Here is a 13665-nt window from a genome sequence, read left to right on the forward strand (position 1 = left end):
TCTGAGTCGATGGCAGAATAGGCGGTGAACCCTTAAGTGTTAAGCGCCCGCCGCATGACAACCGCGTCCCTAGCGCCATCCGGATGGGGATAATAGCCCTTGCGCAGCCCCACCCGGGCAAAGCCCGTCGCCGCATAGAGGGCGATGGCGGCGGCATTGTCAGCCGCGACCTCCAGAAACATCGCTTCGGAGCCGGTCTCGGTGGCGATTCCGGCCGCCATCTCGACCAGGGCCGCGCCCCAGCCGCGACGGCGGGCGGCGGGGTCGACGGCGATGGTCAGGATCTCGGCCTCGCCGGCGATCGACCGGCACAGGATGAAGCCCTTTTCCTGAGCCGGCTCACCCGCCTCGCCCAGCACCGCGAAGACGCCGGGCGACTTCAGCAGGTCCTCGAATTCGATCGCGCTCCACGGCCGGGGAAAGGCGCGGTCATGCAGGTCGGCGAGGATGAAACAGGCCTCAAGGCCAACAGGGCGCAGGATCATGCGACAGGCAGGGTGGCGTAGGGCGCGCGCAGATAGAGCGGCCGGGGCGAATGGGCCGGCGCGGACCGGGCGGCGGCCAGTCGCGCCACGGCCACCGGATCGGGAAAGGCCGGCGTGAGGATCGTGGCTTTCGGGAAGGTTTCAGCCAGCAGCGGCGCGCCCGAACCGATCAGGGTCACGGCCTGGCCGCCATGCAGTTCGGCCAGCCGCGCGGCGGCCGAGCCCAGATCGAGGGCGTCGGGAGCCATCAGGGCGACCCGGCCGTCGAAGATCTGCAGATAGACCTGGCTCATCCGCGCATCGAGCACGGCGGCGACGAAGCCTGGCGTTCCAAAGGCCAGGGCTTCCAGCGTGCTGACGCCCACGCAGGGGATCGACAGCGCCGTGGCCAGGCCCTTGGCGAAGGCCAGACCCACGCGCAGGCCGGTGAACGAGCCGGGACCGACAGTGACGCCGATCCGGGTCAGGTCGGAAAACGTCACGCCGGCTTCCAGCGCGACCTCGCGGGCCAGGACGCCGATACGCTCCTGATGGCCCCGGGTCATGGGCTCGCCGCGCGCCGCCAGCACACGGTCGCCATCGAGGATGGCGACCGAGCTGGCGCCCAGGCAGGTGTCGATGGCCAGGATCATGCGCCGCCCCCGGTCGGGGCGTAGCCGCCCGCGCCGCTCTTCCAGATGAAGTCGCGCAGGGTGGCGCCGGCCAGCACCTCGGTGGATGGTAGGTCATCGCGGGTCCAGCCCGGAACCTCGAACACGTAGCGCAGCACGGACTCGCCCGGCTGGGTGCAGATCACGGCGTGGCGATAGGCGTCCTGGCCCATCCAGCAGCGCTTCAGCGGCACGTCGAGCCGGGGCCACGGCATGCCGAAGACCTCGCCGCGTGGGCCGCTTGCCGATCGTCCGGCGATGTGGATCTCGCCGACCGTGGCGACGCCCGGCTCGCCGAGGATTTTCAGCATCGTCACGCCGTCCCGGGCGACGGTGATGGCCGAGCCGTCCGCCTCAACCTTGTCCTTGGGAAACAGCGCCTGGATCGCTTCGGCCTTGAACGGGGTCTGGGCCATGATCGGGCCGACGGCGTACTCGTCGAGCGGCAACAACGCGGTCACGGAAGCCGATGGCGCTCCGACTGGAGCCGACGCCGGCGGGGCGGGCTTGTCCGCCGGACCACAGGCGGCGAGCAGCGCCAGCGGAGCGGCGATCAGGGCGGTGGGGAAGCGCATGAAACTCAGGCCGCGCCGACCGCGGCCACCTCGGTCGGGCGCCAGACGAAGCCGTTCAGCTGGCCCTTGGCGTTCAGCGTCTCGACCGGCGGTAGGCCGCCCTTGGTCCAGCCGGGCACGCCGATCAGATACTGGACATTGGGCGCCTCGGGCCGCACGCAGATCACGCCGTTGACGTCGCGGCCCTCGCCGGCCCGGCAGGTCTTGATGTCGAGGCCCAGCGCCGACCATTGGGTCAGCAGGGTCTCGTCCTTGGGACCGCGCACGTCGCCGCCTTCCAGTCGGATCGACCCCAGGTCGCCGTCCTCGCCCTTGGCGATCTCCATCAGCGGGATCTGGTTCTGTTCGACATTGATGATCGGCTGGGCCGGCCCGGCGCCGAAGTGCAGGAAGGCCTGCTCGACCACCGCCTTGGGGAACAGCACCTTGATCGTCGGCAGGTCGAAGGCCGTCGAGGCGTTGATCGGGCCGACGCCTTCGGCGCGGACGGTCAGCGGACCCTCGGTGTAGGGCTGGACCATCACCGCGACCGAGCCGCTCTTGCCCGGCTCGGCGGGGGGCGGGGCGGTCCCGGCCTCGTCGGCCTTCTTCTCCACCGGGCCGCAGGCGGCGAGCAGCAGGAACGGCAGGGCGATGAGGGCGAGGCGCTGGGTCATGGGGTGGTTTTAGCGCGTGCGCGCCGGATGCACAAAACAACCGTCGCCCCCGACCGTCGAAACGGGCGGGGGCTCAGGCTGGATCGGTCCATACTCACGCGAACCGGGCCAAGCTCTTGGTCTGGGATCAGACGATTTTGGCGGCTTCCTCGAAGTCGAGGCGCGGGTTTCGCGGGAAGAGACCCTCGTCCGTGCCGTAGCCAATCGAAGCAATGAAATTGGACTTTATGTTGGTCCCGGCGAAAAATTCGGCGTCGACGCCCGCATTGTCGAAGCCCGACATCGGACCGACGTCCAGACCCAGGGCTCGCGCCGCCATGATGAAGTAGCCGCCCTGCAGCGAGCTGTTGCGCAGCGCGCCGGTTTCCTTGGCCACGGGATCGCCGAACCAGTTTTTCGCGCCAGGGGCGTTGGGGAACAGCTTGTCGAGGGTCTCGGGGAAATCCAGGTCATAGCCGATGATCACGGTGACCGGAGCCTGCAGGATCTTCGGCCCGTTCGAGCCCGACGACAGCGCCGCGAGCTTCGCCCTGGCTTCCGGGCTGCTGACGAAGATGAAGCGCGCCGGCGTGGTGTTGGCGGCCGTGGGGCCGAACTTAACCAGGTCATACAGCTCGCGCAGGACCGCTTCCGGGATCGGGTCCGACGTCCAGCCATTGCGCGTGCGGGCTTCGGTGAACAGCTGGGCGAGCGCCTGATCGGACAGTTTGGACATGGTTTCAAACCTTCGAAAACCGTAACTTGATAGGTTGCGATATAGAGACACGCCGCGCCGAATCAAGGCGCTCCGGATGGCTGACCCCAAAGCTAGGATGATGTCCTCGGCTCCGATCTCTCCGCGCGGCCCAGGTTTCGTTCAATTGCACCGATCGGTATGACCGATAGTCACTTGGGGCGTATCATCGAGAATTCTGAAAATCACATTCTTATCTATGTATAAAACTGCGCCTAGATTTGGCCATAAATCGCTTCATCAAAATACAAATCCGTTTTGATTTCAGGTATTACCGCTTGGTAAGTCGGTATGGCCAGATATTTTACTTCTATTTTCTACTCCAGAAGAGACATTAACCCTGCGACAATCTGACAGATACTAAAAAATATACAAGCTCGCACTATCTCCACGCCCCCACCGAAAGAGGGGTTTGGAGGGACTTATGACCAGGACTCACAACGCTCGCCGTACGGCCATCGCCGCGCTGGCGGTACTGGCGGCGCCGCTTGTCGCCCACGCTGACACTCAGAAGGACCTGCAGATCGCGGTTCGCGCCCTGACCTTCCTGGAAAAGGCTCCAACGGGTTCAGCGGTCATGGGTGTGGTGTTCGACCCCTCCAAGCCGGCCTCGGTGGCTGAAAAGAACGCCGTGATGGCCGCCATCGGCGGCGGCTACAGCGCCGGCGGCCTGACCGTGACGGGCAAGGCGATCGAAGCCGGCGCTGTCGGCTCGGCCTCGGGCGTCACCGCTCTCTTCGTGACCAGCGGCGTGGCCTACAGCGCGGTCGGCGCGGCCGCCAAGGGCAAGAACCTGATCACCATCGGCTCGGACACAGCGTGCGCCACGTCGGGCGGCTGCGCCATCAGCGTGTCGGCGGATCCCAAGGTCGAGATCGTCGTCAATCGCGCCGCCGCCGCGGCCGTCGGAGCGACCTTCAAGGCCGCCTTCCGCATGATGATCCGCGAAATCTAATCCAGAGCCGAGGGGAATCGCATGAAAAAATCAATCCTTCTGGCCACGGCCGGCCTGGCCTTGGCCGCCGGCTCCGCCAGCGCCCAAACGATTGACTATGGCTCGCTTGAAGCGATGTTCAACGAGCCCGTCACCACATCGGCCACCGGCTCGCCGCAGCGCGCATCCCAGGCGCCGGTCGACATGACCATCATCACCGCCGAGGACATCCGTCGGTCAGGCGCGACGGATATTCCAACCATCCTGTCCCGAAGCGCCGGGGTCGATATTCTGCCCTTCGCCGCGGGCGCGGCCGAAGTCAGCGTACGCGGCTACAATCAGGCGCGTTCGCCGCGGATGCTGGTGCTGATCAACGGCCGCCAGGTCTATCTGGACCACTTCGGCTATACCGACTGGCACACCCTGCCGGTGGCCCTTGAGGAAATCCGCCAGATCGAACTGGTGAGAGGCCCCAACAGCGCCCTGTTCGGCTTCAACGCCGTTTCCGGCGTGATCAACATCATCACGTTCAACCCCAAATACGACAAGACCAACAGCGTCACCGTCCAGGCGGGCGGCCTGGGCTATGCCTCGGCGACCCTGGTCAACACCATGAGCCTCGGACCGGTGAAGGCCCGCCTGTCGCTCAGCGCCGACAAACAGGACGAATGGAGCAATACCGGCACGACGGTGGCCTCTTCCCTGCTGGCCGATCCCTGGAAGGTGCATGCCGCGCTCGACGCGGTGGCGGCGCTGTCGCCGACCACGGACCTGCGGGTCGAGGCCTCATGGTCAAACTCGGGTCAGTCCGAAATGCTGTCGAGCTACACCTATGTCCGCCACAAGGTGAAGACCGACTCGATCAAGGCGACGCTCGATTCAGACACCCGCATTGGCGCCATTCAGGCCCAGATCTATGTCAACCAGCTCGATTCCACCGCCCTGCCCCTGCACTACCAAAACAAGATCATGGTCGCCAAGGTGCAGGATCTGATCAAGATCGGCTCGGACCATACCTTGCGCGTCGCGCTCGAATATCGCGACAACGAGGTCAACACGACCCCGGTCAAGGGCGGCACGGTGCGCTATCGCGTGCTGGCTCCGTCCGCGATGTGGAACTGGCAGGCCTCGGAAAAGGTCGCGCTGACGGCCGCCGCTCGCCTGGACAGTCTGGAGCTTAGCCGGACAGGCACATTCCCCGCCGGGGTCACACGAAACAAGAACAGCGACTGGGACCGCTCGATCAAGGAAGTCAGCGTCAATCTGGGCGCGGTGATCAGCGCCACGGATGTCGACACCATCCGCCTGATCGCGGCGCGCGGCGTGCAGGCTCCCACCCTTGTCGAACTGGGGTCACGCCAGGTCATACCCGCCACCGCACCGCCGGTCGGGATCGCCACCCTGGCCAATCCCGATCTGAACCCCACGCTGATCACCAGCTACGAGGTCGCCTATGAGCGCGCCATTCCCAAGCTCGGCGCCCGCATGGCCGTCAAGCTCATGGCTCAGCGCACCGAAGACGTGAAGAGCGGCGTCTCCAGGCTGCAGATCGATATCCCGGCCACGGCCACGACCTATGCCGCCTTGACCTATTACAACATCGGCAAGTCGGAGATGAAGGGTGTCGAGGTTTCGGGAGCCGGCAAGTTTGGCAAGGGCTTCCGCTGGAGCGCCGACACGACCTATGTCGACATCACCGACACCACGATAGCCGGCTACAGCGCCGTTCGGCGACTGATCGCCTTCGGCGACACCTCGCCGAAATGGCGTAGCAATCTGAGCCTGGGCTGGACCGATAGCCGCTGGACCGTCGACACCTATGTCCGCACGGTTTCGAAGTTCAATTCCTACACCGCGACCCAGACCCTGGAACCGGTGAAGGGCTACACCACGGTCGCCGGACGTGTGGGCTACGAGATGAAATCCGGGGTGACCCTGGCCCTGGCCGGTCAAAACCTTCTGGAGGACCGGCAGTCCCAGACCAAGGGGATTTCGGGCCTGAAGGCCGAACGCCGGGTTCTGTTCAGCATCACCAAGCGCTGGTGATCAGAACGATCTGAAAGACCCGGAGGGCCGCGCCTGGCGCGGCCCTTTTTCTTTGCGCGACGCCCTACAGCGTCTGCTCGACCCGCGTCACTTCAGGCACATAGTGCTTGAGCATGTTCTCGACGCCGGACTTCAGCGTCGCCGACGAGGACGGACAGCCCGAACACGCGCCGCGCATGTGCAGCCAGACAACGCCCGTCGCGGGCTCGAACTTCGAAAACACGATGTCGCCGCCGTCCTGGGCCACGGCCGGACGGATGCGGGTGTCGAGCAGTTCCTTGATCTCGGCGACGATCTGGCTGGCCTCATCATCATAGACGCCGTCGTCGTCGTGGCCGCTGTCGGTTGCATCCAGCAGCAGGGGCCGCCCGCTGGTGAAGTGGTCCATGATGGCGGCCAGGATCGGCGCCTTCAGGTGCGGCCACTCGGCGTCGGGATCCTTGGTCACGGTCAGGAAATCGGGACCGAAGAACACTCGCGTCACGTCGCCCAGCTGGAACAGGGCCTTGGCCAGCGGCGAGGACTCGCCCTCTTCCGCCGTCTTGAACTCGCGCGCGCCCTCGCCCAGCACTTCACGGCCGGGCAGGAACTTCAGCACCTCGGGATTGGGCGTGGTTTCGGTCTGGATGAACATGGCGGAGAAATGGACCTCGCGAGCCTCCGGCGCAAGATGCGCGGGTGACCACAAAGAAAGGTGACACAGGCGTCATTTTCTGGCGTGATACGAAAAACAACGATCCTTGGGAGGGTCCGCAATGAGCGACGGTTCGATCGATCTCAGCAAGGGCGCGCTCAGCGCCGCCGCCTGGTCCACGCCGCTGGAAGACTTTCATGTCGCCGATCCGGTCCTGTTCCAGGCCGACGCCATGTGGGCCTATTTCGAGCGCCTGCGGAAAGAAGACCCGGTTCACTGGTCCAAAGGCAATGAGGAGACCGGCCCCTACTGGTCGGTGACCCGGTACAACGACATCATGGCCGTCGACACCAACCACGCGGTGTTCTCGTCCGACGCCCATCTGGGCGGCATCACCATCCGTGACTTCGACGAAGACTTCGTCCTGCCGATGTTCATCGCCATGGACCCGCCCAAGCACGACATCCAGCGCAAGACCGTCAGCCCGATCGTCTCGCCGCAGAACCTGGCCAAGCTGGAAGGCGTCATTCGCGAGCGGGTCAACCTGATCCTCGACAGCCTGCCGATCGGCCAGCCCTTCGACTGGGTCGACCGGGTGTCGATCGAACTGACCACCCAGATGCTGGCCACCCTGTTCGACTTCCCCTGGGAAGAGCGCCGCAAGCTGACCCGCTGGTCCGACGTTGCCACGGCCTCGCCGGAAAGCGGCATCGTCGAGAGCGAGGACGCCCGCCGCGCCGAGCTGCTGGAGTGCCTGGCCTATTTCACCAATCTCTGGAACGAGCGGGTCAATGCCGAAGAGCCCGGCGGCGACCTGATCTCGATGCTGGCCCAGGGCGAGGCGACCAAGAACATGCCGCCCATGGAATATCTGGGCAACATCATCCTGCTGATCGTCGGCGGCAATGACACCACCCGCAACTCCCTGACCGGCGGCCTCTACGCGCTCAGCAAGAACCCCGAGCAGGAAGCCAAGCTGAGGGCCAATCCCGAGCTGATCCCCTCGATGGTCTCGGAGATCATCCGCTGGCAGACGCCCCTGGCCCACATGCGCCGCACGGCGCTGGAAGACGTCGAGCTGGCCGGCAAGTCGATCAAGAAGGGCGACAAGGTCGTCATGTGGTACGTCTCGGGCAACCGCGATGACACCGTGATCGAAGACGCCGACAGCTTCATCATCGACCGCGAAAACCCCCGCCGCCACCTGTCGTTCGGCTTTGGCATCCACCGCTGCGTGGGCAACCGCCTGGCCGAGATGCAGCTGAAGATCGTCTGGGAAGAGATCCTCAAGCGCTTCCCGAAGATCGAGGTGCTGGACGAGCCCAAGCGGGTCTATTCCAGCTTCGTGAAGGGCTATGAGACCCTGACGGTGCGGATCCCCGAGCGGGTCTAATTTCCTTCTCCCCTTGCGGGAGAAGGTGGCGGCTGAAAGCCGACGGATGAGGGGTCGCGCGAACGCCCCTCATCCAGCCTGCCCGTCGACCATGGCCGACAACGCTTTCAACCCCTCATCCGGCGCTGCGCGCCACCTTCTCCCGCAAGGGGAGAAGGAAGAGGTTATGCCCCCCAGAACCCCACCAGCTTCTTCACCTCGGCCACGGTCGGGGCCGCAACCTCGCGGGCCCGCGCCGCGCCCTTGGCCAGGATGCGGTCGATCTCGGCCGGGTCGGCCAGCAGCGAACGCATTCGCTCACCGACGGGGGCCAGCTTCTCGACCGCCAGGTCAGCCAGGGCCGGCTTGAACGTCCCAAAACCCTTGCCAGCGTATTCAGCCAGAACCTCGGCCTTGGTCCGACCGTCCAGGGCGGCGAAGATGCCGACCAGGTTGTCGGCCTCGGGACGGGTCGCCAGTTCTTCCAGCGTCTCGGGCAGCGGCTCGGGATCGGTGCGGGCCTTCTTGACCTTGGTCGCGATGGCGTCGGCGTCGTCGGTCAGGTTGATGCGGCTGTAGTCCGACGGATCGGACTTGCTCATCTTGGCCGAGCCGTCGCGCAGGCTCATGATCCGCGCACCGGGACCCTGGATCAGCGGGTCGGGCTGCGGGAAGAAGTTTGGCGCGGCCCCCGAGATGCCGAAGTCGTGATTGAACTTGGCGGCGATGTCGCGGGTCAGTTCCAGGTGCTGCTTCTGGTCCTCGCCCACCGGCACGTGCGTGGCCTTGTAGATCAGGATGTCGGCGGCCTGCAGCACCGGATAGGTGTAGAGGCCCACGCTGGAGCGCTCCTTGTTCTTGCCGCTCTTTTCCTTGAACTGGGTCATGCGGTCCAGCCAGCCCAGGCGGGCCACGCACTGGAAGATCCAGGCCAGTTCGGCGTGCTCGGGCACGGCCGACTGCGGGAAGATCGTGGCCTTGGCCGGGTCGAGGCCGGCGGCCAGATAGGCGGCGGCGATCTCGCGGGTCTGCTGGGCCAGGGCGGCGGGCTCCTGCCACACCGTGATGGCGTGCAGGTCGGCCACGAAGATGAAGGTGTCGATCTCGTGCTGCAGGCGGGCGAACTTCACCAGCGCGCCCAGATAGTTGCCCAGGTGCAGGGCGCCGGAAGGTTGCACGCCGGAGAGCACGCGGGCGGGGCCCGCATAAACGGCGGCGGGAGCTTGGTCGGTCATGGCTTCAGCCTTGGATCTTGAAACTTGGAATGGCGAGCGCGGCAACGCGAACCGCATCCGGGGATGCGGCGATCAGGGTCAGCGGGAGCCGCGCCATCGCGGTGCGAAGGGACCGATCAAAGCCATGACCGCTGGTTACCGCTCCGCGCGCCGCAGGGCAAGCCTAGCGCCGGCCGCGCCGCAGCACGGTCTTGGCTTCCGCGAGGGTCACCCCGCCCGACAGCAGCAGCAGCACCGGATACAGCCCCGCCGCCACGGCGCAGGTCGCCAGGATCGCCAGTTCCTTGGCCGAGCCCAGACCCACGGCCAGGATCGGCGCCTCGATGGCGGCCCGCCAGTGCGACATGGCCGCCAGGATCAGGCCCAGCGAGACGCTGGCCGCCAGCACCCGAACGATCTTGCCCCAGGCCATCTTGCTGGGGGTGTAGTCGCCGCGCTTGCCCAGGGTCAGCACCATCTGCAGCACATTGATCCACGAGGCGGCGCTGGTCGCGGCCGCCAGGCCGGGCACGCCCATGAACGGGAACAGAGCCAGGCCCAGGCCGATATTGACGGCCACCGAAACCAGGGCGAACCGCATCGGGCTCTTGGTGTCGCCCCGCGCGAAGAAGGCCGGCGACAGGATGCGGGCCAGCACGAAGGCCGGGGTGCCCCAGCCATAGTGCAGCAGGGCGTTGGCGGTCTGGCGGGCGTCGAACACCGTGAACTCGCCCCGGGTGAACAGGCCGTCGATCAGGAAGAACGGAATGCTGAACAGCGCCACGGCGGCCGGCAGGGTCAGGGCCAGGGCGAAGACGATGGCCTGGTCCATGGCGCTCTGGGCCTCGGCGCGATCTTCGGCCACCACGGCCCGCGACAGCCGCGGCAGCAGGGCCACGCCGATGGCCACGCCCACCAGGCCCAGCGGCAGCTGGTACAGGCGGTCGGCATAGGCCAGCCAGGTCCGCGCGCCGTTCACATGGCTGGCCAGCACGCCGGAGATGGTGATGTTGATCTGGCTGGCGCTGGCGGCGATGGCGCCGGGCACCGCGAGAGCGATCAGGCCCTTGATCTCCGGCGTCAGGTGGGGAAGCCGCCAGCGGATCGTCGCCCCGGCCTTGCGCACCGCCCAGACCAGCAGCAGCACCTGACAGACCCCGGCCGCCAGAATGCCCCACGAGGCCGCCACCGCCGCGTCGTGGGCATTGCGGGTCGGGATCACCGCGATCAGGGTCACCAGGTTGAGCAGGATCGGCGCGGCGGCCGAGACGATGAACTTGCCCCGGGCGTTCAGCACCCCCGACAGCAGGGCCACGATGGCCATGCAGGGCAGATAGGGCATGGTGATCTGGGTCAGGATCACGGCCAGCTTGTACTTGTCGGTGCCAAAGCCGAAGCCCGGGCTGATGACCATCATGAGCCACGGCATGGCCGCCTGCGAGATCAGGGTCAGGCCCACCGTGAAGGCGGCGATGGTGGCCATGGCGTCGGCCGCCAGCTTGTCGGCCACCTCGGGCCCGTCGCGGTCCAGGGTCTTGGAATAGGCCGGCACGAAGGCGGCCGCGAAGGCCCCCTCGGCGAAAATCCGCCGGAACAGGTTGGGGAACATCTGGGCGGTGTTGAAGGCGTCGGCCGCGAAATTGGCGCTGGCCCCCAGGAAGTACGAGATCACCAGATCGCGCACGAAGCCCATCAGCCGGCTGACCAGGGTCAGGCCCGAATAGATCGCCGACGACCGGATCATGCCGGGGGCTTTTTTCGGGGCGGCGGCGGGGGGTGCGGTGTCGGTCACGCCCGGCTTCTGGGCGTTGGCGCTGACGGCGTCAAGGCAAGAGCCCAGCAGCCATCTCGAAGCCTGATCGCCAGGCGCCCTCGACCGAGCCGCCGCCCAGCCAGTCGCCGCAGACGCCCAGGCGGCTTGCCGCGTCCCACAGGGCCGGACGCGGCGCGGCCAGGGGCCGGGCATAGCGCCAGCGATGGGCCACCGCCGAAACGGCGAGGGGCGCGGACGATCCCAGCAGGGCCTCAAAGCCCGCCAGCAGCCGGGGCGCGGCCTGATCGGCGGTCAGTTCCAGATGGTCGTGCGACCAGTCGGGGGTGGCGTGGATCACCCAGGCCTCGGTCGCCGCGCGCCCTGGCTTGCTGGCCTCGCGGCTGGCGAAGGCCACGACCTCGCCGCCGGTCAGAACCGTCTCGGCGCTTTGCACGGGCTGATCGAACACCGCCATCAGGGTCCAGCACGGCGCGGAGCGAACGGCGCGGGCCAGGGCGGCGAAGTGTGGCTGGACCGGAGCCAGCAGAACGGCGGCCTGTTCGGCGGGTATGGCCACGACAAGGCGGTCAAACGGCCCCTCGTCCTGCGTCGTCCCGGCCAGGCGCCAGCCGGCGCCGTCGCGCGAAAACCCGCTGATCGTCTGGCTCCAGCGGGTGTCCAGATCGGCCGCCATGGCCTTCAGCGGCGCGTTCATCGCGGGGACCCCGACAAACTGTCCGGGTCCTGCGGCCAGCCAGGGCGCGGCCAGACCCTGCAGGCTCCAGAACTGCACCTGAGCCTGAAAGTCGGCCTCCAGGGCCGTAAAGGCCGGCGCGCCATGGTCAAAGGCCGCCTCGCCGTCGCCCAGGGCCTGGCGGCGGGTCGACATCCGGCCGCCGGGACCGCGCGACTTGTCCAGCACCAGCACGCTGTGACCCGCCGCGTGCAGGGCGGTGGCGCAGGTCAGGCCGGCCATGCCGGCGCCGATGACGGCGGTGCGAGGTTTGCTCACCATGGAATGGGCGCTCCGTCCCAGGCGTAGAAGCCGCCATTGGCCTCGGGACCCAGACCTTCGACTACCGCCAGCAGGGCGGCGGCCGACTGCTCGGCGGTGAACAGGCGCCCGTCGGCCACGCCCGCCTTGAACGGCGCGCTGAGGGCGGTGTCGACGGTGCCCGGATGCAGGGCCACGCAGACGCCCAGCGGCCGGGTGCGGCGGTGCTCGATGGCCAGGGTGCGGATCAGCATGTTCAGCGCCGCCTTGGAGGCCCGATAGCCGTACCAGCCGCCCAGCTGGTTGTCGCCGATACTGCCCACCCGCGCCGACAGGGCGGCCAGAACGCTGGGCTGGTCGCGCGGGGTGAGGGGCAGAAGGTGCTTGGCCACCAGGGCCGGGCCCACGGCATTGACCAGAAACACCCGCGACAGGGCCTCGGCGGTCACGGCGCGCAGGGTCTTTTCGGGCGCCAGACCCTCGCCGTGCAGCACGCCGGTGGCGATCAGGATCAGGGTCGGCGCCCCCAGGGCGGCGATGCGGACGGCGGCGGCCCCGAGGCTGTCCTCGTCGAGAATATCGGCCGGCATCCAGACCAGACGATGCTGGGTGTCGGTAGCCGGCCAGTCCGCCGGAAAGCGTCGCGACAGGACGATGACCCGGTCATAGGTCGGGTTCTCGGCGAGGGCGCAGGCGAGGGCCCAGCCGACGCCGCCCGCGCCGCCGACCACGACGGCCAGTCGGGCCGGTGTGGAAGCTGCCTCAGCCATGCAGCACCAGGGCGCCGGCCGACAGCCCGGCCGTGCCGCCCAGGGTCAGGAGCAGCCTCAGGCGCGGATACCAGTCGGGCAGGTCGCTGGACCAGACATCCCAGGCGCCGTGGATCAGCAGGGCCAGGGCCAGCACCGCAAGCTGCGCGGCCCGCAGCTCGGCGGGCAGCAGCAACACGGCCAGGGCGACCAGGGTCGGGATCATGGCCAGCGACACGATCCGGGCGTCGACCGGGTCCTGGCGCACCGCCATCGCCCAGCGCGCCCCGCCCAGGAAGGACAGGATCAGGCCGCCATACAGGGCCAGGGCGCGGGCCGCGAAGGCGGCGTGGTCGGGAAACAGGCCACCGATCAGGGGCGGCGCCAGAAAGGGGATCAGACCCAGCAGGCCATAGGCCAGCACCACGCGCGGCGTTCCGGGCGCGGGGGTCATGCACGGCCTCCGCGCGAGGTTTTCTCAAGCCGGCGAACCAGCGCCTGCAGCCGGGGCCGCAGCCGCAGGAAGCCGCGATAGGCCCGCTCCAGCCCCCAGAGCAGCACGGGGTTGCGCGCCATCCGGCCGAAGGGCGCCAGCACGGGAATGGCCCGCCACAGGGCCGCGAAGGCCGCGGCGCCCGACACCATCGGCCCGCCGGCCTCCTGAGCGTGAAAACGCGCCAGCAGCTCCGCGCGGTCGGTCGGACAGCTGCCGTCGCCCGCCACATCGACAAAGTCGATCGCGCCCCGGCGATCCAGCCGCCGCATCAGGGCGATCTCGCGGACGCACAGCGGGCAGTCGCCGTCGAACCAGACCGTCACCGCCGGCGTCGTCGAGGCGAGGGGCGTCGAGGCGAGGAGCGGGGCGGTCAT

Annotated in this window: 15 protein-coding genes; 3 read left to right on the forward strand and 12 right to left on the reverse strand. The window is 67.6% G+C overall.

The annotated features are described in order from the left end of the window. Positions 1 to 32: 32 nt before the first annotated feature. The 5 genes from ACW17V_RS19445 to ACW17V_RS19465 all read right to left on the reverse strand — a co-directional run bounded on the left by ACW17V_RS19445 (position 33) and on the right by ACW17V_RS19465 (position 3081). A complete protein-coding gene (locus ACW17V_RS19445; RefSeq protein WP_492106669.1) occupies positions 33 to 485 on the reverse strand; it encodes a GNAT family N-acetyltransferase in 453 nt (150 codons plus the stop codon). Beyond that, a complete protein-coding gene (gene tsaB, locus ACW17V_RS19450; RefSeq protein ID WP_492106670.1) occupies positions 482 to 1117 on the reverse strand; it encodes a tRNA (adenosine(37)-N6)-threonylcarbamoyltransferase complex dimerization subunit type 1 TsaB in 636 nt (211 codons plus the stop codon). Before tsaB ends, ACW17V_RS19445 begins: the two co-directional genes overlap by 4 nt. Next, positions 1114 to 1710 (reverse strand): DUF1131 domain-containing protein, encoded by a 597-nt coding sequence (locus ACW17V_RS19455; RefSeq protein WP_492106671.1) that lies wholly within the window; start codon positions 1708 to 1710, stop codon positions 1114 to 1116. Before ACW17V_RS19455 ends, tsaB begins: the two co-directional genes overlap by 4 nt. Positions 1711 to 1715: 5 nt before the next feature. Then, positions 1716 to 2366: a DUF1131 family protein gene (locus tag ACW17V_RS19460; protein WP_492106672.1), complete on the reverse strand. Its 651-nt coding sequence runs from the start codon at positions 2364 to 2366 to the stop codon at positions 1716 to 1718. A gap of 127 nt (positions 2367 to 2493) precedes the next feature. Then, positions 2494 to 3081, reverse strand: coding sequence for a malonic semialdehyde reductase (locus ACW17V_RS19465; protein ID WP_492106673.1), 588 nt, complete (start codon positions 3079 to 3081; stop codon positions 2494 to 2496). 442 nt (positions 3082 to 3523) lie between these two features. On the opposite strand from ACW17V_RS19465, the gene ACW17V_RS19470 reads away from it, so the two are divergent. Beyond that, on the forward strand, positions 3524 to 4054 hold the full coding sequence (locus ACW17V_RS19470) for a hypothetical protein (RefSeq protein ID WP_492106674.1): 531 nt from the start codon (positions 3524 to 3526) through the stop codon (positions 4052 to 4054). Between the two features lie 21 nt (positions 4055 to 4075). Beyond that, positions 4076 to 6079 (forward strand): TonB-dependent receptor plug domain-containing protein, encoded by a 2004-nt coding sequence (locus ACW17V_RS19475; protein WP_492106675.1) that lies wholly within the window; start codon positions 4076 to 4078, stop codon positions 6077 to 6079. A 64-nt stretch (positions 6080 to 6143) separates the two neighbouring features. Here ACW17V_RS19475 and ACW17V_RS19480 read toward each other — a convergent pair whose 3' ends face one another. Further along, entirely contained in the window at positions 6144 to 6713 is a 570-nt protein-coding gene (locus ACW17V_RS19480; protein WP_492106676.1) for a NifU family protein, read from the reverse strand. A 121-nt stretch (positions 6714 to 6834) separates the two neighbouring features. Here ACW17V_RS19480 and ACW17V_RS19485 point away from each other — a divergent pair, with 121 nt between their 5' ends. Continuing rightward, positions 6835 to 8106: a cytochrome P450 gene (locus ACW17V_RS19485; RefSeq protein WP_492106677.1), complete on the forward strand. Its 1272-nt coding sequence runs from the start codon at positions 6835 to 6837 to the stop codon at positions 8104 to 8106. A gap of 164 nt (positions 8107 to 8270) precedes the next feature. Here the strand turns inward: ACW17V_RS19485 and trpS are convergent, their stop codons facing one another. From trpS to ACW17V_RS19515, 6 genes are all read right to left on the reverse strand, one after another. Further along, the gene (gene trpS / locus ACW17V_RS19490; RefSeq protein ID WP_492106678.1) at positions 8271 to 9320 is read right to left on the reverse strand and encodes a tryptophan--tRNA ligase; all 1050 of its coding nucleotides are present in this window, start codon (positions 9318 to 9320) and stop codon (positions 8271 to 8273) included. A gap of 163 nt (positions 9321 to 9483) precedes the next feature. After that, a complete protein-coding gene (gene murJ / locus ACW17V_RS19495; RefSeq protein ID WP_492106679.1) occupies positions 9484 to 11091 on the reverse strand; it encodes a murein biosynthesis integral membrane protein MurJ in 1608 nt (535 codons plus the stop codon). 31 nt (positions 11092 to 11122) lie between these two features. Further along, entirely contained in the window at positions 11123 to 12067 is a 945-nt protein-coding gene (locus ACW17V_RS19500; protein ID WP_492106680.1) for an NAD(P)/FAD-dependent oxidoreductase, read from the reverse strand. After that, positions 12061 to 12816 (reverse strand): SDR family NAD(P)-dependent oxidoreductase, encoded by a 756-nt coding sequence (locus tag ACW17V_RS19505; RefSeq protein WP_492106681.1) that lies wholly within the window; start codon positions 12814 to 12816, stop codon positions 12061 to 12063. The genes ACW17V_RS19500 and ACW17V_RS19505 overlap by 7 nt, the downstream gene beginning before the upstream one ends. Then, positions 12809 to 13249, reverse strand: coding sequence for a DUF3429 domain-containing protein (locus ACW17V_RS19510; RefSeq protein WP_492106682.1), 441 nt, complete (start codon positions 13247 to 13249; stop codon positions 12809 to 12811). Before ACW17V_RS19510 ends, ACW17V_RS19505 begins: the two co-directional genes overlap by 8 nt. Next, entirely contained in the window at positions 13246 to 13665 is a 420-nt protein-coding gene (locus tag ACW17V_RS19515; protein WP_492106683.1) for a thiol-disulfide oxidoreductase DCC family protein, read from the reverse strand. The genes ACW17V_RS19510 and ACW17V_RS19515 overlap by 4 nt, the downstream gene beginning before the upstream one ends.

It is taken from the genome of Caulobacter sp. FV2ye17ST (assembly GCF_058680955.1).

Bases quoted from the DNA above. Each gene is read 5' to 3' on its own strand.
- trpS (WP_492106678.1), bottom strand. From the start codon at position 9,320: ATGACCGACCAAGCTCCCGCCGCCGTTTATGCGGGCCCCGCCCGCGTG.
- tsaB (WP_492106670.1), bottom strand. From the start codon at position 1,117: ATGATCCTGGCCATCGACACCTGCCTGGGCGCCAGCTCGGTCGCCATC.
- ACW17V_RS19485 (WP_492106677.1), top strand. From the start codon at position 6,835: ATGAGCGACGGTTCGATCGATCTCAGCAAGGGCGCGCTCAGCGCCGCC.
- ACW17V_RS19515 (WP_492106683.1), bottom strand. From the start codon at position 13,665: ATGACCGCCCCGCTCCTCGCCTCGACGCCCCTCGCCTCGACGACGCCG.
- ACW17V_RS19510 (WP_492106682.1), bottom strand. From the start codon at position 13,249: ATGACCCCCGCGCCCGGAACGCCGCGCGTGGTGCTGGCCTATGGCCTG.
- ACW17V_RS19445 (WP_492106669.1), bottom strand. From the start codon at position 485: ATGATCCTGCGCCCTGTTGGCCTTGAGGCCTGTTTCATCCTCGCCGAC.
- ACW17V_RS19480 (WP_492106676.1), bottom strand. From the start codon at position 6,713: ATGTTCATCCAGACCGAAACCACGCCCAATCCCGAGGTGCTGAAGTTC.
- ACW17V_RS19460 (WP_492106672.1), bottom strand. From the start codon at position 2,366: ATGACCCAGCGCCTCGCCCTCATCGCCCTGCCGTTCCTGCTGCTCGCC.
- ACW17V_RS19475 (WP_492106675.1), top strand. From the start codon at position 4,076: ATGAAAAAATCAATCCTTCTGGCCACGGCCGGCCTGGCCTTGGCCGCC.
- ACW17V_RS19455 (WP_492106671.1), bottom strand. From the start codon at position 1,710: ATGCGCTTCCCCACCGCCCTGATCGCCGCTCCGCTGGCGCTGCTCGCC.
- ACW17V_RS19470 (WP_492106674.1), top strand. From the start codon at position 3,524: ATGACCAGGACTCACAACGCTCGCCGTACGGCCATCGCCGCGCTGGCG.
- ACW17V_RS19465 (WP_492106673.1), bottom strand. From the start codon at position 3,081: ATGTCCAAACTGTCCGATCAGGCGCTCGCCCAGCTGTTCACCGAAGCC.
- ACW17V_RS19505 (WP_492106681.1), bottom strand. From the start codon at position 12,816: ATGGCTGAGGCAGCTTCCACACCGGCCCGACTGGCCGTCGTGGTCGGC.
- ACW17V_RS19500 (WP_492106680.1), bottom strand. From the start codon at position 12,067: ATGGTGAGCAAACCTCGCACCGCCGTCATCGGCGCCGGCATGGCCGGC.